19 protein-coding genes, 1 tRNA gene and 6 pseudogenes are annotated in these 24,373 nt (G+C 41.4%); 25 read left to right on the top strand and 1 reads right to left on the bottom strand.

What is annotated here, in order from left to right; translation table 11 throughout:
• Nucleotides 1-241: 241 nt before the first annotated feature.
• The 17 genes and pseudogenes from spoVG to RCG23_RS11525 all read left to right on the top strand — a co-directional run bounded on the left by spoVG (nt 242) and on the right by RCG23_RS11525 (nt 14,940).
• Nucleotides 242-532, top strand: a complete 291-nt coding sequence (spoVG, locus tag RCG23_RS11605; protein ID WP_003347151.1) for a septation regulator SpoVG — start codon at nt 242-244, stop codon at nt 530-532.
• 193 nt (nt 533-725) lie between these two features.
• Nucleotides 726-2,098 (top strand): annotated as a pseudogene (gene glmU, locus RCG23_RS11600) (bifunctional UDP-N-acetylglucosamine diphosphorylase/glucosamine-1-phosphate N-acetyltransferase GlmU).
• Nucleotides 2,099-2,120: 22 nt separating this feature from the next.
• Nucleotides 2,121-3,076 (top strand): annotated as a pseudogene (locus tag RCG23_RS11595) (ribose-phosphate diphosphokinase).
• 155 nt (nt 3,077-3,231) lie between these two features.
• Nucleotides 3,232-3,867, top strand: coding sequence for a 50S ribosomal protein L25/general stress protein Ctc (locus tag RCG23_RS11590; RefSeq protein WP_308179786.1), 636 nt, complete (start codon nt 3,232-3,234; stop codon nt 3,865-3,867).
• A gap of 165 nt (nt 3,868-4,032) precedes the next feature.
• Nucleotides 4,033-4,593 carry an aminoacyl-tRNA hydrolase gene (gene pth, locus RCG23_RS11585; protein ID WP_308179785.1) on the top strand — a complete coding sequence of 187 codons (561 nt, stop codon included), beginning with the start codon at nt 4,033-4,035 and terminating at the stop codon, nt 4,591-4,593.
• A 99-nt stretch (nt 4,594-4,692) separates the two neighbouring features.
• Entirely contained in the window at nt 4,693-4,923 is a 231-nt protein-coding gene (locus RCG23_RS11580) for an anti-sigma-F factor Fin (protein ID WP_308179784.1), read from the top strand.
• 193 nt (nt 4,924-5,116) lie between these two features.
• A pseudogene (mfd, locus tag RCG23_RS11575) lies at nt 5,117-8,621 on the top strand (transcription-repair coupling factor).
• A 300-nt stretch (nt 8,622-8,921) separates the two neighbouring features.
• Nucleotides 8,922-9,458, top strand: a complete 537-nt coding sequence (gene spoVT, locus RCG23_RS11570; RefSeq protein WP_308179783.1) for a stage V sporulation protein T — start codon at nt 8,922-8,924, stop codon at nt 9,456-9,458.
• 127 nt (nt 9,459-9,585) lie between these two features.
• The gene (locus RCG23_RS11565; protein ID WP_308179782.1) at nt 9,586-10,176 is read left to right on the top strand and encodes an oligosaccharide flippase family protein; all 591 of its coding nucleotides are present in this window, start codon (nt 9,586-9,588) and stop codon (nt 10,174-10,176) included.
• Nucleotides 10,161-10,802, top strand: a complete 642-nt coding sequence (locus RCG23_RS11560; RefSeq protein ID WP_308179781.1) for an MATE family efflux transporter — start codon at nt 10,161-10,163, stop codon at nt 10,800-10,802. The genes RCG23_RS11565 and RCG23_RS11560 overlap by 16 nt, the downstream gene beginning before the upstream one ends.
• Complete coding sequence (locus RCG23_RS11555) at nt 10,760-11,227, top strand: polysaccharide biosynthesis C-terminal domain-containing protein (protein WP_308179780.1); 468 nt, start codon at nt 10,760-10,762, stop codon at nt 11,225-11,227. The genes RCG23_RS11560 and RCG23_RS11555 overlap by 43 nt, the downstream gene beginning before the upstream one ends.
• A pseudogene (gene mazG, locus RCG23_RS11550) lies at nt 11,211-12,682 on the top strand (nucleoside triphosphate pyrophosphohydrolase). The gene RCG23_RS11555 and the pseudogene mazG overlap by 17 nt, the downstream one beginning before the upstream one ends.
• Nucleotides 12,683-12,720: 38 nt before the next feature.
• Entirely contained in the window at nt 12,721-12,996 is a 276-nt protein-coding gene (locus RCG23_RS11545) for an RNA-binding S4 domain-containing protein (protein ID WP_308180041.1), read from the top strand.
• An 87-nt stretch (nt 12,997-13,083) separates the two neighbouring features.
• Nucleotides 13,084-13,386: a sporulation protein YabP gene (gene yabP / locus RCG23_RS11540; protein WP_308179779.1), complete on the top strand. Its 303-nt coding sequence runs from the start codon at nt 13,084-13,086 to the stop codon at nt 13,384-13,386.
• Nucleotides 13,383-14,012, top strand: coding sequence for a spore cortex biosynthesis protein YabQ (gene yabQ / locus RCG23_RS11535; RefSeq protein WP_308179778.1), 630 nt, complete (start codon nt 13,383-13,385; stop codon nt 14,010-14,012). The genes yabP and yabQ overlap by 4 nt, the downstream gene beginning before the upstream one ends.
• A gap of 23 nt (nt 14,013-14,035) precedes the next feature.
• On the top strand, nt 14,036-14,419 hold the full coding sequence (locus RCG23_RS11530) for an FtsB family cell division protein (protein ID WP_308179777.1): 384 nt from the start codon (nt 14,036-14,038) through the stop codon (nt 14,417-14,419).
• A gap of 95 nt (nt 14,420-14,514) precedes the next feature.
• A complete protein-coding gene (locus RCG23_RS11525) occupies nt 14,515-14,940 on the top strand; it encodes a S1 domain-containing RNA-binding protein (protein ID WP_308179776.1) in 426 nt (141 codons plus the stop codon).
• A gap of 437 nt (nt 14,941-15,377) precedes the next feature.
• Here the strand turns inward: RCG23_RS11525 and RCG23_RS11520 are convergent.
• A tRNA-Met gene (locus tag RCG23_RS11520) sits at nt 15,378-15,451 on the bottom strand.
• Nucleotides 15,452-15,650: 199 nt separating this feature from the next.
• Here RCG23_RS11520 and spoIIE point away from each other — a divergent pair.
• From spoIIE to RCG23_RS25975, 8 genes and pseudogenes are all read left to right on the top strand, one after another.
• Nucleotides 15,651-18,124, top strand: a pseudogene (spoIIE, locus tag RCG23_RS11515) (stage II sporulation protein E).
• A 97-nt stretch (nt 18,125-18,221) separates the two neighbouring features.
• Nucleotides 18,222-18,958 (top strand): annotated as a pseudogene (locus RCG23_RS11510) (VWA domain-containing protein).
• Nucleotides 18,930-19,970, top strand: coding sequence for a protein kinase domain-containing protein (locus tag RCG23_RS11505; RefSeq protein WP_308180040.1), 1,041 nt, complete (start codon nt 18,930-18,932; stop codon nt 19,968-19,970). The pseudogene RCG23_RS11510 and the gene RCG23_RS11505 overlap by 29 nt, the downstream one beginning before the upstream one ends.
• Nucleotides 19,971-20,130: 160 nt before the next feature.
• Nucleotides 20,131-20,898, top strand: a complete 768-nt coding sequence (gene tilS / locus RCG23_RS25985; protein WP_374049827.1) for a tRNA lysidine(34) synthetase TilS — start codon at nt 20,131-20,133, stop codon at nt 20,896-20,898.
• Complete coding sequence (gene tilS, locus RCG23_RS25980; RefSeq protein ID WP_374049826.1) at nt 20,895-21,461, top strand: tRNA lysidine(34) synthetase TilS; 567 nt, start codon at nt 20,895-20,897, stop codon at nt 21,459-21,461. Before tilS (RCG23_RS25985) ends, tilS (RCG23_RS25980) begins: the two co-directional genes overlap by 4 nt.
• 74 nt (nt 21,462-21,535) lie before the next feature.
• Complete coding sequence (gene hpt / locus RCG23_RS11495; RefSeq protein WP_308179775.1) at nt 21,536-22,084, top strand: hypoxanthine phosphoribosyltransferase; 549 nt, start codon at nt 21,536-21,538, stop codon at nt 22,082-22,084.
• Between the two features lie 118 nt (nt 22,085-22,202).
• Nucleotides 22,203-23,534, top strand: coding sequence for an ATP-dependent zinc metalloprotease FtsH (gene ftsH, locus RCG23_RS11490; RefSeq protein WP_374049825.1), 1,332 nt, complete (start codon nt 22,203-22,205; stop codon nt 23,532-23,534).
• Entirely contained in the window at nt 23,462-24,187 is a 726-nt protein-coding gene (locus tag RCG23_RS25975; protein WP_374049824.1) for an ATP-dependent metallopeptidase FtsH/Yme1/Tma family protein, read from the top strand. Before ftsH ends, RCG23_RS25975 begins: the two co-directional genes overlap by 73 nt.
• Nucleotides 24,188-24,373: the final 186 nt, after the last annotated feature.

Raw genomic sequence — 24,373 nt, 5'->3', positions numbered from 1 at the left:
TTTTCTTTTTCTTGCCTATTATAGAGGCGCTGAACCCTGCATTTCCCGAAAATATAGCAATCGCGCGAATTTTATCTAGGCATTTATACCCATAAAACTGTATATTTTAACTGTATTTTACAAAAGTTCACTATTTAGCCCTAATTTTTCTAAAAAATTTTACAATTCGAGAAGGAATCTAAAAATTTTTGTAGAATTAATTACTTTAGAATTTCATCTATAAAAAAAGGGTGTGAACACAGTGGAAGTAACTGACGTAAGATTACGCCGCGTTAACACAGATGGACGGATGAGAGCAATTGCTTCAATTACTCTTGACAACGAGTTTGTAGTCCATGATATCCGTGTAATCGACGGCAACAACGGTTTGTTTGTAGCAATGCCTAGCAAGCGCACTCCAGATGGGGAGTTCCGTGATATCGCCCATCCAATCAATTCTGGAACACGTGGTAAAATCCAGGAAGCAGTTTTGGCAGAGTATCACCGTTTAGGGGAATTAGAAGTTGAATTTGAAGAAGCCGGAGCTTCCTAAGTAAATTGCAACAAAGGCGACTTCACAAGTAAGGCTCTTTTTATTTGGTTTTTACCCCCACCCCCCGCATCTTAACCCCACAATTCGAAAAAACTTCTGACAATTATAGACACTTGTTGTTCATTCCTTGAAATGACTGGCTATTTAGGATAATATTTTTAGTGGATAAAAAGGTAATATTGGAGGACTGTTCATGTCTAAACGTTATGCCGTGATTTTAGCTGCGGGCAGGGAACACGAATGAAGTCAAAGCTCTATAAGGTGCTTCATCCTGTTTGCGGCAAACCAATGGTACAGCACGTCGTTGATCAAATTTCAAAGCTTGATATAGAAGAAATGGTAACTGTAATTGGCCATGGAGCAGACCTTGTTAAAACGCAGTTAGGACAGCAATGCGAGTATGTATTGCAGGAAGAGCAATTGGGAACAGCCCATGCGGTTATGCAGGCAAAAGATCTGCTTGAAGGAAAAGAAGGAATAACCATCGTTGTTTGTGGTGATACTCCGCTTATTAGAGCAGAAACGATGGAGTCGCTCTTTAAGCACCACGAAGAGTTATCCGCCAAAGCGACAATCCTTACGGCCAGCGTTGCCAATCCAACAGGTTACGGACGCATCATCCGCAATAATAGCGGGCTTGTTGAAAAGATTGTAGAACATAAAGATGCAAACGATGCTGAGCGGAAAATTAATGAGATTAATACAGGCACCTATTGTTTTGATAACCGCGCATTATTTGAGGCGCTGAAAAATGTTTCGAATGACAATGTTCAAGGTGAATATTATTTACCTGACGTAATTGAAATCCTTCAAAGGAAAGGCGAAATCGTTACTGCCTTTCAAACAGATGAATTTGAAGAGACGCTTGGTGTCAATGATCGAATAGCATTGGCTGAGGCGGAACGGATTATGAGAAATCGAATTAATGAAAATCATATGCGCAATGGCGTCACAATTATTGACCCTGCTAATACGTATATTGATTCTGATGTGGAAATCGGCCAGGATACTGTGCTTCTTCCAGGTACCCTTTTAAAAGGGAACACAGTTATCGGTTCCGAATGTGAAATTGGCCCTCATACTGAAATTGAAGACTGCCAGATTGGCGACAGGACGAATATCCGCCAGTCAGCTGCGTATAAGAGCTCGATTGGCTCTGAAGTAAATATTGGTCCATTCGCTCATATCCGTCCTGAATCGGATATCCATGATGAAGTTAAGATCGGGAATTTCGTGGAAATCAAGAAGGCTGTTTTCGGTAAAGCCAGCAAAGCTTCACACTTAAGCTATATTGGTGATGCGGAGGTTGGCAGGGATGTCAACATCGGCTGTGGCTCTATTACAGTTAATTATGATGGTAAAAATAAATTTTTAACCAAAATAGAAGATGGAGTTTTTATTGGCTGCAATTCCAATCTTGTCGCCCCGGTAACGATTGGCAAGGGAGCTTATGTTGCAGCAGGTTCAACCATTACGAATAATGTTCCGGGTGAAGCATTGTCCATTGCACGTGCACGCCAGGTGAATAAAGAAAATTATGTTCAAAAGCTTGACCTGAAGAAATAAGTGAATATACTGGATGCCTATCATGTCGAATCAATATTTAGATCCTAACTTAAAGGTTTTTAGCCTGAACTCAAATTACCCTCTGGCAGAAGAGATTGCAAAAGTAATCGGAGTAGAGCTGGGCAAGTGTTCAGTTACTCGCTTCAGTGACGGAGAAATCCAGATAAACATTGAAGAAAGTATCCGTGGCTGTGATGTGTACGTTATTCAATCCACCAGTGCTCCTGTAAATGAAAATATTATGGAACTTTTAATCATGATTGATGCGTTAAAACGGGCTTCAGCTAAAACCATCAACATCGTAATGCCATATTACGGATATGCTCGCCAGGACCGCAAGGCAAGAGCGCGTGAGCCGATTACTGCAAAGTTAGTGGCAAATCTTCTGGAAACTGCTGGTGCGACCCGTGTCATTACCCTAGATTTACACGCGCCGCAAATCCAGGGATTCTTTGATATTCCAATTGACCACTTAATGGGTGTGCCGATCCTGTCTGAGTACTTTAAAAGCAGGGAGCTGGGAGGAGATATTGTTATTGTTTCCCCTGACCATGGCGGTGTAACTAGAGCAAGGAAAATGGCGGAGCGCCTAAAAGCGCCTATCGCGATTATCGATAAGCGCCGTCCAAGACCTAATGTGGCGGAGGTAATGAATATTGTAGGTAATATTGAGGGTAAAGTAGCGATCTTGATTGATGACATTATTGATACAGCTGGTACTATTACACTTGCAGCCAACGCGCTTGTAGAAAACGGAGCTGCAGAGGTATACGCCTGCTGTACACATCCGGTATTATCCGGCCTGCAATTGACAGAATAGAAAATTCCAAAATTAAAGAGTTGGTCGTTACCAATTCCATCGCTCTTGCAGAAGAAAAGAGAAGCGGAAAAATTGTCCACCTTTCTGTTGCTCCATTGATAGGTGAAGCGATTATCCGCGTACACGAAGAACAATCTGTAAGTACACTTTTTGATTGATTCATGCATTGTATAAAAAGGAAGGGCTGTTAACATTGACAGCCCTTTAGTCGGTATAGTTTTCTTCCGAAAATAAATTTTACGTTTAGACCTTTCTATTTTAGGGCATTTTTTAAAAGAGGCAGTTTGATTAAAAATAGGAAGGGGACAAAATCATGACTACTGTGCTTCAAGCGAAAGAACGCAAAGAGCTTCGGCATTCTGCATTAAAAAAAATTAGGGAGGCTGGCGATATACCAGCTGTAATATATGGAGCAAAGGTAGAAAGCAAACCAGTTTCCATCAGTTCTGCAGACTTAACGAAAACAATCCGTGAGGTAGGCAGGAATGGGGTTATCTCTCTTGATGTAGATGGCAGTAAACATGACGTTGTGCTGACGCATTATCAACAGAATCCTATCAAGAATGAATTTATCCATGCTGATTTCCTGGCTGTAGATAAATCTTCTAAGCTTACAGTCGATGTTACCGTGGTCCTCACTGGGGATGCGGCAGGTGTTAAAGACGGTGGAGTTATGCAACAGCCGCTTCATCAAGTATCGATAACGACTACTCCGGATTCAATTCCGCAAACAATCGAAGTCGATGTTACAAGCCTTCAGGTAGGTGAAACGGTGACGGTAGCCGATCTTAAGGCACAGGGCAAATATGTAATCAACCATGAAGAAGATGAAGTAATTGCCTCAATTCTTCCTCCAAAACAGGAAGAGGAGATAAATTCAGGTGAACAGCAGGATGGCGGTACCCCTGAAAACGAAGAAGGCAGAGAAACAGAAGCAAGCGGAGAATAATGCAATAGACGTAGCCTTTCCTGGTTACGTCTTTTGCAATTAATTTTTTAGCATTCGCCTTATACTTGGCAGATGCCAAGTATTTCTAATAAACTAAATTAAGTGTTAAAGCGCATTGAGAGAGACAAAGTCAGGTTCCAGCGCTTACTGATGGGGTGAAAAAGGGTGAAATTAATAGTTGGCTTAGGAAATCCGGGAAGGCAATATGCAAAAACTAGGCATAATATCGGATTTGAAGTGATTGATGAACTTTCAGTACGTTTTCATATTCCTCTTGATCAGTCAAAACTAAAGGGGATTTATGGGATTGGTTTTTATAATGGTGAGAAAGTCCTTTTATTAAAACCGCTTACATATATGAATTTGTCTGGTGAATCCATTCGTGCTGTCATGGATTATTATGGGATAGATTTGGATGATCTGCTACTGATATACGATGACCTCGATCTGCCAGTAGGAAAAATCAGGCTTCGCCAAAAAGGAAGTGCTGGCGGTCATAATGGGATTAAGTCGACAGTGGCACATATAGGAACCCAGCAATTTAATCGGATTCGCGTTGGGATTGACCGGCCAACTAACGGAATGAGCGTGCCGGATTATGTCCTTGGGAATTTTCTTAAGGATGAACAGCCTGTCATTCAGGAGGCAGTAATAAGAAGTGCAGATGCATGCGAGGCATGGCTTAAAAAGCCATTTCTGCAGGTAATGAATGAATATAATCAGTAATGAGAAACAGATTTCTCTCATACAATAAGTCAATCTGAATAAGTTCCTCCCAAAACGTAAAGAATATTAACAAAGTTGGTTTGATAGGGAGGGACAGGCGTGGCAATACATTACCACTGCCGCCATTGCGGGACAAATATGGGTTCAATTGACCGTTTATCTATTCACAGTGAGGCACTTGGTTTTCATAAGCTTTCAGAAAGCGAAAGACAGGAAATGGTCTCTTATGACCAAGCTGGCGAAATTCACGTAACATCCATTTGTGAGGATTGCCAGGAGGCATTAAACCGAAACCCGGATTATCACCAATATGATTTTCTAATTCATTAGAAAAAGCTTTGGAAACCGCTCCAAAGCATTTTTCTATTTATTGAATTCTGACAAATGACAATAAGGAATGTAAAGGCGTTTGCTGCACCTGGAACAGGGCACTTGCGCCAATACTAAATTGTTACTACATAGATCAGTATCTAGCTTTAGCGCCTGCAAGGCGCTTGCGCTTTTCATAAGAGGAGGACTGAATTTGCAAGGTCTTAAAAAACTATTTCTTCAACAGGAAGATACCCATTCTATTATTGCTGGAATAGAAGGGGGACTAAGGGAACAACTGATTGCAGGGTTATCGGGGTCGGCAAGAACGGTGCTTGCGGCAACACTCTACCAACAGATGAAAAGGCCGGTCCTGTTGGTAACGCACAATCTATTACAAGCGCAAAAACTATATGATGATATTGTTAATCTATTAAGTGAGGAAGAAGTATTTTTATATCCTGCCAATGAATTAATTGCCGCCGAGATGAGCGTAGCCAGTCCTGAACTAAAAGCACAAAGGATCGAAGCGCTGAATCATTGGGGCAGCAAAAAAAATGGTGTGGTTATTGTCCCGATAGCTGGGCTAAGAAAAATTCTTCCCCAAAAGAATTATGGGGAAAATATCAGATCAAATTAAAAAAAGGCGAAGATATTGATATAAACGCTCTGTTAAACCAATTGATAAAAATGGGCTATAACAGGGCAGAGATGGTTTCAACACCTGGAGAATTCAGTGTCAGAGGAGGAATTGTTGATATTTACCCACTGACAGAGGCAGCTCCGCTGAGAATTGAGTTATTTGATACAGAAATCGACTCCATCCGATCATTTTCACTTGAGGATCAACGCTCAAAGGAAAAAAAGAATGAAATTCTTATCGGCCTGCAACAGAAGCTCCGCTCGAGGAAGAGGATTTTCAGCGTTTGATTGCAAAGCTGGTGGAAGGGTTGTCCAAGAGTCTAAAAAGATTAAAGGATGACAAGGCAAAATTACAGCTTTCGCAAAATATTGGTTATGAAATCGAAAAGCTGAGGAATGGGATAAAGCCAGACCAGGTATTTAAATACTTATCATTGGCATATGAATCTCCCAATAGTTTGCTAGACTATCTTCCTTCCACTGGCCTTGTTCTTGTGGATGAGATTAGCAGGGTACAGGAGATGAATGATTCACTAGAAAAAGAAGAAGCGGAATGGTATACGTCTTTACTAAGCGAAGGGCAAATTATTCATGATATAAATATTTCTCATGATCTGCCCGATTTATTGCAAAGAAAAGCATTCCCGGTTCTTTATATGTCATTGTTTCTCAGGCATGTAGCCAATACAAATCCGCAAAATATTATTAATTTTTCATGCAGACCAATGCAGAATTTTCACGGTCAGATGCACTTGCTAAAGGCCGAAGTGGAAAGATGGAAAAAGGGCAGCTATACCGTGTTGTTTCTCGGTTCTGATCAGGAAAGAGTAAAGAAGCTGGAACGAGTTTTAGCTGATTATGAGATTGAAGCGATCTTTTTAAAAGAAGATGGCCAGCCCATCCCAGGAAAAGTCCAGATAATGAAAGGCAGCCTGCAAACAGGATTTGAGCTTTCAATTGAGAAAATCGCCGTCATCACAGAAGATGAGCTTTTCAATAAGAAGGCAAAAAAACCTTCTCCACGCCGCCAAAAACTATCAAATGCCGAGAGAATTAAAAGCTATTCGGAATTAAAGATAGGCGACTATGTTGTCCATGTTAATCATGGGATAGGAAAATACCTAGGAATCGAAACGCTGGTTATTAACGGCATTCATAAAGACTATCTCCATATCCGCTATCAGGGGACAGATAAGTTATATGTTCCGGTTGAACAGATTGATTTAGTCCAAAAATATGTAGGTTCAGAGGGCAAGGAGCCTAAGATATACAAATTGGGCGGAAGTGATTGGAAGAAGGTCAAGACAAAGGTCCAATCCTCTGTACAGGATATTGCAGATGATTTAATCAAGCTGTATGCCGAACGTGAAGCAGCAGTTGGCTATGCCTATTCACCTGATGGCGATATGCAGAGAGAATTTGAAACATCTTTCCGTTATCAGGAAACAGAGGATCAGCTAAGGTCCATTCATGAAATTAAAAAGGACATGGAGAGAGCCCGGCCGATGGATCGTTTATTGTGCGGCGATGTAGGTTACGGAAAGACAGAGGTTGCCATCAGGGCAGCCTTTAAGGCAATTGCTGATGGTAAACAAGTTGCATTCCTTGTGCCGACGACCATTTTGGCCCAGCAGCATTTTGAAACGATGAGGGAACGTTTTCAGGACTTTCCTATCAATATCGGCTTATTAAGCCGTTTCCGCTCCAAAAAACAGCAAGCAGAGACCACTAAAGGCTTAAAGACAGGAACGGTCGATATTGTTGTTGGTACACACAGGCTTCTTTCCAAGGATGTTATCTATCATGATTTAGGACTGCTGATTATCGATGAGGAGCAGCGTTTTGGTGTTACCCATAAAGAAAAAATTAAGCAATTAAAGACCAATGTCGATGTACTGACATTAACAGCTACTCCAATCCCAAGAACGCTTCATATGTCCATGCTTGGGGTAAGGGACTTATCGGTCATTGAAACGCCGCCTGAAAACCGTTTCCCTGTCCAAACGTATGTAATGGAGTACAACGGCGGCCTTGTGCGTGAATCGATTGAAAGAGAATTGCGCCGCGATGGACAGGTTTATTTTCTATACAATCGGGTTGAAGATATAGAGCGCAAGGCTGAGGAGATTTCCATGCTCGTACCTGACGCCCGTGTGACGTACGCACACGGCCAAATGACGGAAAATGAGCTGGAATCGGTCATGCTAGGCTTTTTAGCAGGAGAATTTGACGTGCTTGTTAGTACAACGATTATTGAAACTGGCGTGGACATTCCGAATGTTAATACGCTCATTGTATATGATGCAGACAGAATGGGCCTGTCGCAGCTTTATCAGCTGAGAGGCCGGGTTCGCCGTTCCAACCGGGTAGCATATGCTTATTTTACTTATCGGAAGGATAAGGTATTAACAGAGGTCGCCGAAAAGCGCCTGCAGGCAATCAAGGAATTTACAGAGTTAGGATCGGGCTTCAAAATAGCAATGCGCGACCTTTCCATCCGTGGGGCTGGGAACCTGCTCGGAGCACAGCAGCATGGATTTATTGATTCTGTTGGCTTTGATTTATATTCCCAAATGCTGAAAGAAGCGATTGAAGAAAGAAAAGGCGATTTGAGGACAGTAGAAAAGCCACAAATTGAAATTGACCTTGAAATTGATGCATACATTCCTGATTCCTACATTAAGGACGGGCACCAGAAAATTGAAATGTACAAGCGATTTAGAGGAATACAGACGCTCGAGGACATGGAAGAACTTCAGGAAGAGATGCTTGACCGTTTTGGCGAATTTCCTGATGAAGTGTCCTATTTATTCCAAATAGCGGAGATGAAGGTGTTTTCCGTAATGTATGGTGTAGAAAGCATCAAGCAGGTTAAGCAGGAAGTGATCATCCTATTGAGTGAGAAGGCCAGCAGTACCATCAATGGCCAGGAAATCTTTAAAGTAAGCAGCCAGTTTGGAAGAATGGTCGGACTTGGAATGGAAGGGAACAGATTAAAGATGGTTCTTCATATAAAAGGAGTCGAAACTGCCAAATGGCTTAACGCCGCTTTTGAAATGATTAAAGGCCTTTCATAAGGCAAAAAAACAAATGAAAAACCACTGATTATAAAATCTCGACGAAACAAAATGTAATCCATTTGTAACCTTAAATAAGTTTTATTCAAAGTAGACTGGGGTATTAATTCAATATAGCTGCTCATTTCAATTGGTATCTTTATCCGTTTTTGGAACATTTAACACACAAAAGAAAAAATACGATGTTTGTGTATAGAACTCTCCATAAGAAAGATACTAAGTTCAAACTTGGTGGTGATTTACTAATAAAGTATTTCATTGCCAATTTAAAATCATCAGATGAAAGTGAGGCAACATTGGATGAAAGCAACTGGTATTGTTCGTCGAATCGATGATTTGGGTCGTGTTGTCATTCCCAAAGAAATACGCAGAACTTTACGTATTCGTGAAGGGGATCCGTTAGAAATATTTGTGGACAGGGATGGAGAAGTCATCTTAAAAAAGTATTCTCCTATCAGTGAATTAGGTGATTTTGCCAAGGAATACGGAGAAGCATTATACGACAGCCTAGGCAATCCTGTTCTGATCTGTGACCGGGATACTTATATTGCGGTTGCAGGCGGATCTAAGAAAGATTATTTAAATAAAAACATCAGTGATTTAGTAGAGAAGACCATGGAAGACCGCAATTCAGTCCTAGTAAATCAGCAGGGAGAAATCGCATTGCTTGATGGCAATGAGGAATCCATTTCTGCTTATACAATTGGACCTATCATTGCCAATGGAGATCCAATTGGAGCTGTCATTATTTTTGCAAAAGAAGGCTCTCTTGGTGAAGTGGAACAAAAAGCAGTTGAAACAGCAGCTGGCTTCTTAGCGAGACAGATGGAATCATAAGAAATCTTGTTTTAGGTAATGAAAAAAGGCAGCGTCTGCTGTCTTTTTTCATGTTCTGAAAAGCGGCTCTTCTCCTCCTCATTTGTGCTATAATACGTTGAAGTTCAACGATGGAAGGAGATGGGCAATGAAGCCCGTGAACAAATCAAAGGATCTATTAAGGGGCGCCTTTATTTTGATGGCTGCAGCCTTGATAACCAAAATTTTAAGTGCTGTTTACCGTATACCCTTTCAGAATATTGTTGGGGATGTTGGTTTTTATATTTTTCAGCAGGTTTATCCTTTTTACGGTATTGCCATAGTGTTGGCTACAACGGGATTTCCGGTAGTCATTTCAAAGCTGTTCGCTGAGTTCAAAGAGCGGAAGGGTTTGCAGGAAGCACGCCATTTTATGTTTATTACATATGTTTATTTGCAATTATTCGGATTCGCATGTTTTTTGATCCTATATGCTGGTGCAGGAACAATCGCCCTTTGGATGGGGGATACCAAATTGGCCATTTTATTAAAAGTGGTCTCCATTGTTTATTTAACCTTTCCTGCTGTATCGCTATTAAGGGGTTACTTTCAGGGAATAGGCGATATGGTTCCAACCGCGGTGTCCCAGGTAGCCGAGCAAGTAATCAGGGTAGCTACGATTCTTTTCCTGGCCTACTTGTTTACCAGTAAGGGCTATTCCCTTTATCTTGTGGGCGGCGGGCCATGTTTGGTTCTGTAACAGGGGGCATACTATCAGCTATTTTGCTGTTTATGTTTCTGTGGTTCCGTAAAGAATGGAAATTGTTTAGGGTAAAACCTTTGCAAAATAGCCCTATCCTTTCCGGGGCTGGCTGGATAATTAAAGCCCTCACCATTCAAGGCCTAGCGATATGTATTAGTGGGATGCTGATGATTTTCATTCAGATGGCAGATTCAATGAATTTATATTCTCTGCTTGTTTCCAGTGGAGCTGGAAAAGAAGCGGCAAAGAGTATAAAGGGAATTTTCGACCGTGGGCAGCCGTTAATTCAGCTTGGTACCGTATTGTCTACCTCCATGTCATTATCACTTGTTCCGCTGATTACAAGCGAGCGTCTGAGGGAAAAGCTGGAGTTTCTTGGCGATAATGTAAGGCTTGCGCTTCAAATAAGCCTGGTAATTGGCGCAGGGGCGACCGCAGGGCTATGGTCCATTGTTGAGCCGACAAATAAAATGCTTTTCGAAAATGGGCAGGGATCATCCGTTCTAGGCGTGTTATCACTGGTGATATTATTCACTTCGATTATTTCGACACTCACTGCTATTTTGCAGGCATCGGCAGGATGGTGTTTCCGGCAGCCATTATCCTGTCGGGCTTTCCAATGAAGTATGCCTTTAATGCAGCACTTGTTCCCCTGTTTGGAACGATGGGCGCCGCATGGGCGACAATTATCTCTTTAGCAATCATCACTGCCTTTTTAGGAGTGAAATTGCGCAAAGTACTTCCTCTCAAACTTTTATCAATCCGATTTATAGGAGCTCTCATTGCTGCCTCACTTGCAATGATCCTGTTCTTGAAAGGTTATCTTTACTTAACAGGGTTCATTTACTCTATGATTGATTCAGAACGGATGGGGGCTGCAGTTCAATCACTAAGCGCTGTTTTTTTAGGCGGCTTGTTATTTTTATTCATAATGATTCGTTCCTCTGTTTTTCATGAAGAGGAACTGGCATTGTTTCCATTTGGCAGCAAACTGATTTTATTTTTGCCTAAAGAGGATAGGAGTCATAAATATGTCAAACACAATTGAAATTATCGGCTTGGGAGCAGGCAATCTTGACCAGCTACCCTTTGGTGTATATAAAAAGTTAATCCATGCAGATCATCTGTACTTAAGGACGAAGGAACATCCTGTCGTAGCTGAACTGGAAAAAGAAGGACTCCGGTATAGTTCGTTTGATTCTGTGTATGAGAAGCATGAACAGTTTGAAGCGGTTTACCAGGAAATCGTTTCAGTGCTTTTGCAAAAAGCGCAGGATGAGCATGTTATTTACGCAGTTCCAGGCCATCCGCTTGTGGCTGAACGAACCGTGCAGCTATTGCTTGAACTCGGAGAGAAGCAGGGGCTATCCATTATCATTGGTGGTGGGCAAAGCTTCCTTGATGCGCTTTTTCAAGCATTAAAAATAGATCCTGTCGACGGTTTCCAACTGCTTGACGGAACTTCAATCAGTCCATCTTCCCTGCAAATAGATCAGCATATTTTTATCGGCCAGGTATATGACCAGTTGGTTGCTTCCGATGTAAAACTGACCTTGATGGAAAGATTACCTGATACATATGAGGTTTATATTGTCACAGCGGCGGGCAGCTCAGATGAAAGAATTGAAAGGGTCCCTCTATATGAGCTCGACCATAGAGTGTCCTTGAATAACCTGACAACCATTTATGTCCCTCCAGTCGAGGACGAACAAATCCTTTTAAAAGAATTTTCCAAGCTTAGGAAAATCATTGCTCAATTAAAGGGCCAAACGGATGTCCGTGGGATAAAGAACAAACACATGAATCATTAAAAAAATATTTAATAGAAGAAACGTATGAAGTAATTGATGCAATTAATAGTGGCGATATTGACCATCTTATCGAGGAACTGGGCGATGTTCTTTTACAGGTAATGCTTCATGCCCAGATAGGAGAGGACGAGGGCTATTTTTCCATTGCCGATGTGATTGAAGTCTTGTCCGAAAAAATGATTCGCAGGCATCCGCATGTTTTTGGCAACGTGCAGGCAGAGAACAGTGAGGAAGTGCTGGCAAACTGGGAGCAGATCAAAAAGCAGGAAAAAGGGTTACAGGCCGATCCTTCCTCTATTTTGGATGGTGTATCTCTTTCATTGCCCAATTTACTTAGGGCTTATGAACTGCAGAAAAAGGCGGCAAAGGTTGGCTTTGACTGGCAGGAGGTTGAGCCAGCAATGGAGAAAGTAAAAGAGGAGCTTCAGGAATTTGAAAATGAATTAACCGGAATGAAGGAACAATCGGTTTTAGCTAAGCGGGAATTTGGTGATCTGCTATTTGCGTTTGTGAATATAGCGAGATTTTTAAAGATTCATCCTGAAGAAGCTCTTTTTGAAACAAATGAAAAATTTGCCCGAAGGTTTCGCTATGTTGAAGATAAAGTGACGGAGAGCGGAAAACCATTTGAAGAGCATTCCCTTGAAGAGCTGGATAAATTCTGGGATGAGGCAAAATTAAAAGGTTTATAATGTCAAACTGCAGTCTGCAGGAATAAAGGGGGATAATGATGCGTCTCGATAAATTTTTAAAGGTGTCCAGGTTGATAAAAAGAAGAACATTGGCAAAAGAAGTATCCGACCAGGGAAGAATTACGATTAATGGAAAAGAGGCTAAAGCCAGTTCAACGGTTAAGTTGGGTGACGAGCTTACAATCCGCCTTGGCCAGCGTACGGTTACTGCAAGAATTGACCGCCTGCAGGAAACCTCAAGAAAAGAGGAAGCTGCTGAAATGTACACAATTGTTAATGAAGAAAGGAATTCCTCGAACAGCTTTGAAGAATAACTAATGCCATATGGCTTGTTCTATTTCTTTCTTCCCTTACATAAAAATGTACAAAAGGTTGTACAAAGTGACTGTGAGGGATGAATAATGAGCCAATATTATGAAACGAACACAACAAAAGGAACTGTTCCTGATCATGATCTAATCATGCGGGGAAGAAAACTGCTCGATATAACTGGCGTTAAACAGGTTGAAAGCTTTGATAATGAAGAATTTCTCCTGGAGACGGTGATGGGTTTCCTTTCAATCCGGGGCCAAAACCTCCAGATGAAAAACCTGGATGTCGATAAAGGGATTGTTTCAATCAAAGGGAAAATATTTGATTTAGTTTATTTGGATGAGCAGCATGGGGAGAAAGCTAAAGGATTCTTTAGCAAATTATTCCGATGACTCTTTCGACGCAATTTTTAACAATGCTATCCATGATCGGAATGGGAGCGCTGTTTGGTGTGATGCTAGATACGTATCAACGTTTCCTGCAGCGCCCAAAAAGAAAAAGCTGGATCGTCTTTATAAATGATTTGCTTTTTTGGATCATTCAGGCATTATTTGTTTTTTATGTGTTGTTTCTGGCGAACAATGGTGAATTGCGGTTTTATATTTTTATTGCTCTTCTCTGCGGATTTGCGGCTTACCAGAGCTTACTCCGGGATATATATCGCAAGCTGCTTGAACTGCTTATAACGGCGGTGGTGGCGGTTTATCGATTTATAAAGGGCGCAATTCACCTTTTGGTATATAAGCCAGTTATGGGCCTAATCCAACTATTAATAGCCTTATTTTTATTAATTGGCAGGGGGCTTTTTACCCTTGTCAAATTTCTATTTAAAGTTTTATTATTATTAATTAAGGTGCTATTGAAGCCATTTGGAAAAATCTTATTATTATTTTGGAAGTTTTTGCCGAAAAACCTTAAAAAAACAGTCGAGAAGTTATATAATGTTTTGGCAGGAAGTTTTATGAAAATCAAGAATTATGTTTATAGATGGTTTAGTAAGTGGAAAAGAAAGAATTGAATGAGTAAGGAGGTTTGCGGAAAATGGGTGCGATGCGCAGGCGGAATGTAGCAAAGATTGAATCAACATATGTGAAAGAGAAAGAATATGCAGAAATGGAAACATCCCGAAAAAGAAAGCTCCTGATAAGAAGGTTAGGGCTATTTTTCACCTTTGCCGCTTTTACCGCGTATTTTATGATTTCAAGCATTCTTTCGCAAACTGCTGCGCTCGAGGGTAAAATGGCGCAAAAGCATCAGCTGGAAAAAGATTTTTCAGGCTTAAAAAAGCAGCAGGAATACCTTAAAGAGGATATCGTAAAATTAAACGATGATGATTACATTGCTAAGCTGGCAAGGAAAGAGTATTTCTTATCGGAAAAAAATGAAATCATCTTTAACCTTCCGAAAGATGGAAAGGAAAAATGAACCAATAGCTAGTCTTATTGACACTTATTTTTTTCATTCTGTATAATATGTAGTAAGTATGATTTTTTATATTCTTAAGGAGGAAAAATCTTTTTATGTCAATTGAAGTAGGCAGCAAGTTACAAGGTAAAGTAACAGGGATTACTAATTTCGGAGCGTTTGTGGAGTTGCCGGAAGGTTCGACGGGACTTGTACACATCAGCGAAGTCGCAGATAATTATGTTAAGGATATCAACGAACACTTAAAAGTTGGCGATCAAGTAGAAGTGAAAGTCATCAACGTCGAGAAAGATGGCAAGATTGGTTTATCAATCAAAAAGGCAAAGGACCGTCCAGAACCGCCAAAATCACATTCACATTCGCAACGTCCTCGTCAGGGCAGAACGAACGATCGGAATGCAAGACCGGAAAATTTCGAGTCTAAAGTGGCTAAATTTCTTAAAGACAGTGAAGATCGTTTGTCTTCCTTAAAAAGAAACACGGAATCGAAGCGTGGAGGAAGAGGGGCTAGACGAGGCTAACTTGCTGCATATTTTTTATTGAATAGTTAGCAGGTACTCCATCCATATATTCAAGCGGGGCAGGTCCTATAAGGGACTTGCCCTTTATTTTGTTAAAAATGAATAAATAAAGGCTGTTTTCGTAAACTTTGTAGCTATTTAGAGTGAATCAGATGGTTGAAAAAGAAGTTGATTGGAGCGGAAGGTGTGAGATCCTCGAAAATGCTATCGCATTTCCTTCGTGCGTTGTTGATTCAAGGGAGCTGATTCAACGTCCTGCGGGAGCAGTGGGACAGGTGAGACCCCGCAGTCGCTTTAGCGACGAGGAGGCTCACCGCCCACCCCGCGGAAAGCGAGCATCCTGAAGCGGAAATCAACTACTACTAAAAACAACAATCTTTTAGAAAACAGCCTAAATAAAAAAGCATCGATCCATAAGATCGATGCTTTTTTTGTGATAGCGGCGGAGGGGATCGAACCCCCGACCTTACGGGTATGAACCGTACGCTCTAGCCAGCTGAGCTACACCGCCATGTTTTGAGGCACAAGAAATATAATACTAAGATTAAATAGGTATGTCAATTGGTTTTTTGAAAGATTTTGTTTGAAAATGTATTCTTGCAAAAAAACAGTCGAACAAATTTTTAGTGCCTGTCCGCTATTTTGACAATCTTTTAAAAAGTCTCCTTATATAATTGTCCGTAAACACTAGTGATTGGGAGTGAGAACGGATGGAAAAGGCGGAACGGGGTTTAATTGAACCAATAGGGGAAGTAAACTTTCAATCATCAAAATGGGATGTTGCGGCTATGTTAAAAAAAAACCAATTAAAAGCAGAGACCTTCTTTCTTAAGAAAGGCTATCTTTTATTGTTGGTAGGTTTTTTGCTTGGACGCGCATTAATCTTGTCGAAGCTTACTCCCTTTAGTCTGCCATTTTTTGCTGTAGTTTATCTAATTAAAAAAGACCGTGCCCCGCTTGCCCTTGTGGGACTCGTAGCAGGAGCGGCAACGATTGGTGTAAGGAATGCAGTTTTTACTTTTGCCACAGCCTTTTTATTTTTACTTGTGTTCAGAATTACAAAGAAGTGGCTGAAAAATGAGTTGAGAGCTCTTCCTGTTTACGTCAGTGTCATTTTGTTCACGGCAAAGATGGCTGAATCCTTCGTGATAACGACAGAAATGTCCCTTTATGATGGCATGATGGCTGGCATCCAGGCTAGCCTTGGATTTATATTGGTATTGATTTTCCTTCAAAGTGTGCCATTGCTGACTGCTAATAATCGAAGGCAATCTCTCAAAACAGAAGAAATTGTCTGTCTGATTATCCTCCTTGCTTCTATTATGACAGGCACAATCGGCTGGTCTTTATATGATCTTTCGCTTGAGCATATCATGTCACGCTATCTTGTACTTGTGTTTTCCTTTGTAGCCGGAGCTACAGTTGGATCGACAGTCGGAGTTGTTACAGGGCTGATTTTTAGCCTGGCAAATGTCACAAGCTTTTACCATATGAGTCTTTTAGCTTTTTCCGGAGTACTTGGCGGACTGCTAAAAGAAGGGAAAAAAATTGGAGTTGCGATTGGTTTATATATCGCCACGCTGTTGATCGGTATGTACGGCGAAGGGGGAGGCTCCATTTATATCACTGTTATGGAAACAACAGTGGCAGTTATATTATTTTTTCTCACGCCACAGGCACTGACCTCCAGATTGGCCAAGTACATCCCTGGAACTCCTGAGTATTCAGCCGAACAGCAAAAATACATGCGAAAGATGCGGGACGTTACTGCACAAAGAGTCGCGCAGTTTTCAGATGTATTCGGGGCGCTGTCAAAAAGCTTTTCTAATTACAATGAGCAGCCTTCAGATGAGGACAGTTTTCGTGAACTCGATTACTTTATGAGCAATGTTACAGAAAAAACGTGCCAGACGTGCTTTAAGAAGGATCATTGCTGGACAAGGAATTTTAATACAACATATGAATCAATGGAAGAAATTATGCATGAAATGGATCAAAATAACGGAGTGGTTTCGCAAAGAATAACGCGGGAGTGGGAAAAATATTGCTCCCGATCGAAAAAAGTGATGGATGCCATCCAGCAGGAATTGACCTTTTTCCAGGCTAATCAAAAGTTAAAAAAACAGGTTCAAGAAAGCAGAAGGCTTGTAGCTGACCAGCTTTTGGGTGTGTCAGAGGTGATGGGCGATTTTGCAAAGGAGATCCAAAGGGAAAGAGAAAATCATTCAAAGCAGGAAGAACAAATTATGGACGTGATTCAGAGCTTTGGCATTCCAATTGAATATGTTGAAATTTATAGCCTTGAACAGGGAAATGTTGATATAGATATGGCCATGCCGTTTTCCAATACACATGGCGAATGCGAAAAGTTAATTGCCCCAATGCTCTCTGACATTCTTGGGGAAACAATCGTCTTTAATTCTGAGGAGTCTCCAGCATACCCGCATGGTTTTAGCCATGTTACCTTCCGCTCATCGAAAACCTATACTGTTGAAACAGGAGTGGCACATGCGGCAAAGGATGGGGGATTAGTATCAGGGGACAGCTATTCGACGATTGAATTAGGAAGCGGCAAGTTTGCGATTGCAATAAGTGATGGTATGGGGAATGGTGAAAGAGCTCACTATGAAAGCCAGGAAACATTGCAGCTTCTTCAGCAAATCCTGCAATCAGGAATAGAAGAAAAAGTAGCGATTAAATCTGTTAATTCTATTTTGGCATTAAGAACGACAGATGAGATATTTTCCACACTGGATTTAGCGATGATTGATTTGCAAAATGCTTCAGCCAAGTTTTTGAAAATAGGCTCTACTCCAAGCTTTGTTAAGAGGGGCTCCAAGGTCATGAAAATTCAGGCAAGCAATTTACCTATGGGAATCCTGCAGGAGTTTGATGTAGATGTTGTCAGTGAACAGCTCAAAGCGGGTGATCTGCTGATTATGATGAGTGACGGTGTTTTTGAAGGTGGCGCCATGTTGAAAATTATGATTTATGGATGAAAAGAAAAATCCAGGAAATCCAGACAGACGACCCACAGGAAATGGCGGATTTAATTATGGAAGAGGTAATTAGATCGCGTTCAGGTTTAATCGAGGACGATATGACGGTCACCATTGCAAAGATAAAGCATAATACGCCAAAATGGGCATCCATTCCTATTACCAACTTTAAAAAACGAGCTTGAAAGTTAGTTGAAACTGCAAAGTGAATATCAGGCAATGTATAAATCCTCCTAATCCCGTCGAAAATGGTAACAATTCAGAAAGTGGAGGAGAGGTTCAATGTATACAGGGAAAATCCGCCAGATTCTATTGATTACAGATGGATGCTCAAACCAGGGGGAAGACCCCACTGCCATTGCTGCGCTTGCAAACGAGCAAGGAGTAACAGTAAATGTTATCGGTGTTATCGACCAGGATCTTATTGATGAAAATGGAATGAAAGAAATAGAGGGGATCGCTATGGCTGGAGGTGGGGTTAGCCAAATTGTTTACGCCCGGCAGCTTTCCCAGACAGTTCAGATGGTGACCAGGAAAGCCATGACACAAACACTCCAAGGAGTCGTCAACCAGGAATTAAAGCAAATTCTAGGGCGTTCACAAACAATGGAAGATCTTCCGCCCGAAAAAAGGGGCGAAGTGGTGGAGATTGTAGATGAACTGGGAGAAACGGTCGACCTTGAAGTGATGATACTTGTTGATACAAGTGCCAGTATGAAGCATAAGCTTCCAACTGTTAAAGAAGCACTTCTGGATTTGTCTATTAGTTTGAATTCACGTTCCGGCTCAAACCTTTTTTCGGTTTGTGTATTTCCCGGGAAAAGAAATGATGTCGAAAAACTGTTGGACTGGACACCTAAGCTGCAGACATTAAGCAGTATTTTCCCTAAACTAACAACCGGTGGAACTACTCCTACAGGCGTGCCATCCGCGAGGCGATATCCTCGTTTAACCAAAAGAGATCTTTAAGGAGCTTGTTATCTGGTGAAGATGAATCATTCTTTGAAGAGTCAATGTAGTGTCTCGCCAGGTACTGTTATAAAGGGGAAATGGCACGGCAAACAATATACCATTTTAAGGGAATTGGGATTCGGAGCAAACGGGATTGTTTATTTGGCAAAGCAAGGTAATGTTCAGGTCGCTTTGAAAATGAGCGACAACGGAATGTCCATTACCTCTGAGGTAAATGTATTAAAATCCTTTGCAAAGGTCCAGGGGTCTGCCCTCGGGCCTTCTTTGCTTGATGTGGATGATTGGGAAAACAATAAAGGCAGGATTTCCTTTTATTCGATGGAGTATATCGAGGGTCCGGACTTAATGGCGTATATCCAGCAGAAAGGGAAGGTTTGGACAATGGTCCTGATTCTTCAGCTTTTGAAGGATTTACAGCTTCTCCATGATAAAGGCTGGGTATTTGGTGACCTTAAGCCGGAAAATCTGATTGTAACAGGTCCCCCGGCAAAAATCAGGTGCATTGATGTTGGCGGTACAACACTGCAGGGCAGAGCGATAAAAGAGTTCACTGAGTTTTTTGATCGTGGATATTGGGGACTCGGCACGAGAAAAGCAGATCCTTCATATGACCTGTTTGCCGTTGGAATGATATTAATCAATACTGCATACCCAAACCGGTTTAACAAAACAAGCGGCGGGGTGATCCAACTGCGGGACGCGATAAGGAAAAAGCAGGAACTGCTTCCATTGGAGACGATTATTTTAAAAGCTTTGCAGGGACATTATATTTCCGCCGGGACAATGAGAGAAGACTTGCTCCTTGCAATCAGCGGCAATGATGGCCAACGGATAGGAACTTCCCCGGAGATTCACCGTACTAACAGCAATCCAGCCCGGACTGGACCGACGTCGAACAAGGCTAAGGACAAGCCGCACCAAAAGGCTGCCCAGCCTTCGACAAGACAATCTTATCAAAAGAAAAAGAAAAGGAAAAAAGGCGGATGGTCTGAAACCATTATTATCTTTATGTGCATGGCCATTTTATATGGCTTATATATTTTTATAAAATTACTCTGACAAAATGAAACTTTTCCTTCTATAAAACGTATGAAAGGAAATATGGTGCTAAGGCTTTGCTCGCTGGTAAAAAAAAGTGGTAAGCTAATAACATGATATCGAGTGCGGATTATTTATCCTCTGAATGGGTAAATAGATTAAGCATTAAGGAAGAGTGAATATGTTAGAAGCAAAAGTAGAAAATTTCATCAGCCGCCATTCCTTTTCACTAAAAAACAAAAAAATCGTTGTTGGCGTTTCAGGTGGTCCAGATTCCCTCGCGCTGCTTCATTATCTGCTTGGACAGAGAGAAAAGCAAAATCTTTCTCTTGTAGCAGCCCATGTGGACCATATGTTTAGAGGAGAGGAATCCTATCAGGACGCAATGTTTGTTAAAAGCTTTTGCGAAGAGAATGGGATATCATTTGAAATGGCCCGTATAAATGTTCCTCAACTCATTGCCGATAGCGGAAAGAGTTCACAAGTAGCGGCAAGAGAGGCAAGATATGATTTTTTTCAAAAAATGATGGAGCAGTATGGTTTTCCATTCCTTGCAATTGGCCACCATGGTGATGATCAGATTGAGACAATGTTAATGCGTTTTACTAGAGGTAGTACAGGCAAAGCCAGGGCAGGAATGCCATTTCAGCGGCCTTTTCATAAAGGATGTATTTTCCGCCCCTTTTTGAGTATCACTAAAGAAGAGATAGAAGGATATTGTCAGGATCATAACCTAAAACCAAGGATCGATCCAAGCAATCAAAAAAGTATATACAGCCGGAATCGTTTTCGGTTAGAAGTGCTTCCTTTTCTTAAGTCAGAAAACAAGCAAGTCCATGACCATTTTCAGAGACTAAGCGAAGATTTACATACCGATGAAGACTACCTTCAGGAATTAACTGCACAGGCAATGAATAAAGTAATCATTAAAAGAGAAAAGGCCAGATGACCATTGATATTAGTGCTTTCCTTGAAATGCCAATGCCTTTACAAAGGAGAGGTATTCAACTAATATTAAACTATCTTTATAATCAAAGACCTTCTTCTTTATCTGCAATACATATTGATCATGTTTATTCCATAATCTGCCGTGCTAACCCTTCAGGGAAATTGGATCTTCCTAATGGATTAAAAGTAATTCGTTCCTATTACCACTGCCATTTTCAATTTGAATTAAAGAAACTGCAGAAGTTTAGGTTTGAATTGGCTCAACCGGGAACCCTTTCACTGCCGGATGGTGGCAGCATTAAGTTGGAGTATACTGATCGTTTACCAGCATTATCAAAAGAATGCTGTGCTTTTTTTAATCCCGGAGATGTAGAATTGCCGTTTATGATACGTTCAAGGGAAAAGGGGGACAAAATGTCGCTTAAAGGGATGTCTGGCTCAAAAAAGTTAAAGGATATCTTTATCGATAGTAAAGTTCCGCTCGACCTAAGGGACCGCTGGCCTGTCGTTGTTGATGGAAAGGTGGATACTCTGGCTGCCGGGTTTAAAGAAATCAGCACTTGAAGGGTTGGATAAAGACGAGGAAAGTTATATAGTACTTACTTATAAAAGTGAAGATCTTCTAGGGGGCACATACAATGATGAAAGATGATATTGAAAAGGTATTAATTTCGGAAGAAGAAATACAGGCGAAAATTAAAGAATTAGGCGGACAGCTTACAGAAGAGTACAAAGACCGCTTCCCGCTGACGATTGGCGTTTTAAAGGGAGCTATGCCTTTTATGTCTGACCTGATCAAGCGCATGGATTGCTATCTTGAAATGGATTTTATGGATGTTTCCAGTTACGGACATTCAACAGTTTCATCAGGTGAGGTTAAAATATTGAAGGATCTCAACACATCTGTTGAAGGAAGAGACCTGCTGATTATCGAAGACATTATTGACAGCGGCTTAACATTAAGCTACCTTGTCGACCTGTTTAAGTATCGTAAAGCAAAATCAATAAAGATCGTGACCCTGCTGGACAAACCAACAGGAAGAAAAAGCGATATTCAAGCAGACTATGTCGGTTTTATCGTCCCTGACGAATTTGTGGTTGGTTATGGGCTTGATTATATTGAAAAGTACCGGAACCTCCCATATATTGGTGTTTTAAAACCTGAGGTATACACGAATAATAATTAAGCGACAAACTTGTATAATGTGTTTCCAAACAGTTTTGTACAAGTGTAATTCCTTGAATTGGCATGATTTTCTATGATACTATTTAATATAGTTTGTTGACGGTGGGAGGAGGTAAGGGATGAATAGGATTTTCCGCAATACCATCTTTTATTTATTAATATTTTTAGTCATAATTGGCGTGGTCAGTTTTTTTAATGGCAGCAATCAGCCAACAAAAAACATTTCCTATAGTACGTTTGTTTCAGAAATTGAAAAAGGTAATGTTAGATCCGTTTCCCTTCAGCCTGAACGGGGGGTTTACGAAGTCCGTGGGCAGCTTAATAGTTATGCAAAGGATAAATATTTTTTAACTTATATGCCGAGTAACGAAAAGATGTTAGACAGGATTGAAAAGGCAGTCCCTAAAACAACAGTGGATGTTTTGCCTGCGAAGGAAACGAGTGGGTGGGTAACTTTCTTTACATCGATTATTCCTTTCGTGATTATCTTTATTCTGTTCTTCTTCTTATTGAACCAGGCTCAGGGCGGCGGCAGCCGAGTCATGAATTTTGGTAAAAGCAAAGCGAAGCTTTATAACGAAGACAAGAAAAAGGTTCGTTTTAAAGATGTAGCCGGTGCTGATGAGGAAAAGCAGGAATTGGTGGAAGTAGTAGAATTCTTAAAGGATCCGCGCAAGTTTGCTGAACTTGGCGCCCGTATTCCGAAAGGTGTCCTGCTCGTAGGACCTCCAGGGACCGGTAAAACACTTCTTGCCCGTGCTGTAGCAGGTGAAGCCGGCGTTCCGTTCTTCTCGATAAGCGGTTCTGACTTTGTTGAGATGTTCGTTGGTGTTGGTGCATCCCGTGTGCGCGATTTATTCGAAACAGCAAAGAAAAATGCTCCTTGTATCATTTTCATCGATGAAATTGATGCGGTTGGACGCCAGCGTGGTGCCGGCTTAGGCGGCGGACACGATGAGCGTGAACAAACCCTGAACCAGCTTCTTGTGGAAATGGATGGATTCGGAGCTAACGAAGGCATTATCATTGTGGCGGCAACAAACCGTCCGGATATTCTTGACCCTGCGTTATTGCGTCCAGGCCGTTTTGACCGTCAGATTACGGTTGACCGTCCGGATGTTAAAGGACGTGAAGCAGTCCTTCAGGTACATGCGCGCAACAAGCCTCTAGATGAATCTGTAAACCTAAAAAATATTGCGATGCGGACGCCAGGATTCTCTGGTGCCGATTTAGAAAACTTATTGAATGAAGCGGCTCTAGTGGCAGCTCGTCAGAATAAGAAAAAGATTGAGATTGAAGACCTTGATGAAGCAACGGACCGCGTCATTGCAGGCCGGCTAAGAAGAGCAAGGTCATTTCCAAAAAAGAACGAAACATTGTGGCTTTCCACGAAGCAGGCCATACTGTTATCGGGCTTGTTCTTGATGAAGCTGATATGGTGCACAAGGTAACAATCGTTCCCCGCGGCCAGGCAGGCGGTTATGCTGTCATGCTCCCTAGGGAAGACCGTTACTTTATGACCAAGCCTGAATTGCTCGACAAAATTGTTGGACTGCTAGGCGGGCGTGTTGCTGAAGAAATCGTATTCGGTGAAGTCAGCACAGGTGCACATAATGACTTCCAGCGAGCAACCGGTATAGCAAGGAAGATGGTTACTGAGTATGGTATGAGTGATAAGCTTGGTCCGATGCAGTTTGGCCAGGCACAAGGTCAGGTATTCCTTGGACGCGATATCAATAATGAGCAGAACTATTCAGATGCGATTGCATATGAAATCGACCTTGAAATCCAGCGTATTATCAAAGAGTCTTATGAAAGAGCAAGAAAGATTCTTACAGAAAATCGCGAGAAGCTTGATCTTATCGCAACTACACTTCTTGAAGTGGAAACTTTGGATGCAGAACAAATCAAGCATTTGGTTGATAATGGAGTACTTCCTGACCGTTCTTCAGCTGACTATAAAAAATCGCTTGAGTTAAAGAAAGCGGATGACGTGAAGGTAAACATCACGTCTAAAAAAGAGGATGAGGATCTTGCGATAAACGAGAACCGTCCTTCTGATATTCTTACTGCAGACGACTCAGACCCGGACAGAAATGTATAAAAAGTAATAAGAGTGCCTCAATTGCTGAGGCGCTCTTTTTTGCTAATCAGAATTTATATCCATAAATTCTGATTAGCACGACGGACATGGATGTCCTAGTCAGGCGAGTGCCACAGGACGTGGCATTCACGAGCGTGATAAGAAAAACTAAGGCATTCACCTAAGAACTTGGTGGATGCCTAGTTT

Source organism: Neobacillus sp. PS3-34, assembly GCF_030915465.1.
Lineage (GTDB): Bacteria > Bacillota > Bacilli > Bacillales > Cytobacillaceae > Neobacillus_A.
This window is presented reverse-complemented; position numbering and strand designations above follow the sequence as displayed.

Coding starts and splice junctions, on each gene's coding strand:
- RCG23_RS11590 (WP_308179786.1), top strand. CDS start 3,232: ATGACTACTGTGCTTCAAGCGAAAGAACGCAAAGAGCTTCGGCATTCT.
- spoVT (WP_308179783.1), top strand. CDS start 8,922: ATGAAAGCAACTGGTATTGTTCGTCGAATCGATGATTTGGGTCGTGTT.
- RCG23_RS11565 (WP_308179782.1), top strand. CDS start 9,586: ATGAAGCCCGTGAACAAATCAAAGGATCTATTAAGGGGCGCCTTTATT.
- RCG23_RS11560 (WP_308179781.1), top strand. CDS start 10,161: ATGTTTGGTTCTGTAACAGGGGGCATACTATCAGCTATTTTGCTGTTT.
- RCG23_RS11555 (WP_308179780.1), top strand. CDS start 10,760: ATGGTGTTTCCGGCAGCCATTATCCTGTCGGGCTTTCCAATGAAGTAT.
- RCG23_RS11545 (WP_308180041.1), top strand. CDS start 12,721: ATGCGTCTCGATAAATTTTTAAAGGTGTCCAGGTTGATAAAAAGAAGA.
- yabP (WP_308179779.1), top strand. CDS start 13,084: ATGAGCCAATATTATGAAACGAACACAACAAAAGGAACTGTTCCTGAT.
- yabQ (WP_308179778.1), top strand. CDS start 13,383: ATGACTCTTTCGACGCAATTTTTAACAATGCTATCCATGATCGGAATG.
- RCG23_RS11530 (WP_308179777.1), top strand. CDS start 14,036: ATGGGTGCGATGCGCAGGCGGAATGTAGCAAAGATTGAATCAACATAT.
- RCG23_RS11525 (WP_308179776.1), top strand. CDS start 14,515: ATGTCAATTGAAGTAGGCAGCAAGTTACAAGGTAAAGTAACAGGGATT.
- RCG23_RS11505 (WP_308180040.1), top strand. CDS start 18,930: ATGAATCATTCTTTGAAGAGTCAATGTAGTGTCTCGCCAGGTACTGTT.
- tilS (WP_374049827.1), top strand. CDS start 20,131: ATGTTAGAAGCAAAAGTAGAAAATTTCATCAGCCGCCATTCCTTTTCA.
- tilS (WP_374049826.1), top strand. CDS start 20,895: ATGACCATTGATATTAGTGCTTTCCTTGAAATGCCAATGCCTTTACAA.
- hpt (WP_308179775.1), top strand. CDS start 21,536: ATGATGAAAGATGATATTGAAAAGGTATTAATTTCGGAAGAAGAAATA.
- ftsH (WP_374049825.1), top strand. CDS start 22,203: ATGAATAGGATTTTCCGCAATACCATCTTTTATTTATTAATATTTTTA.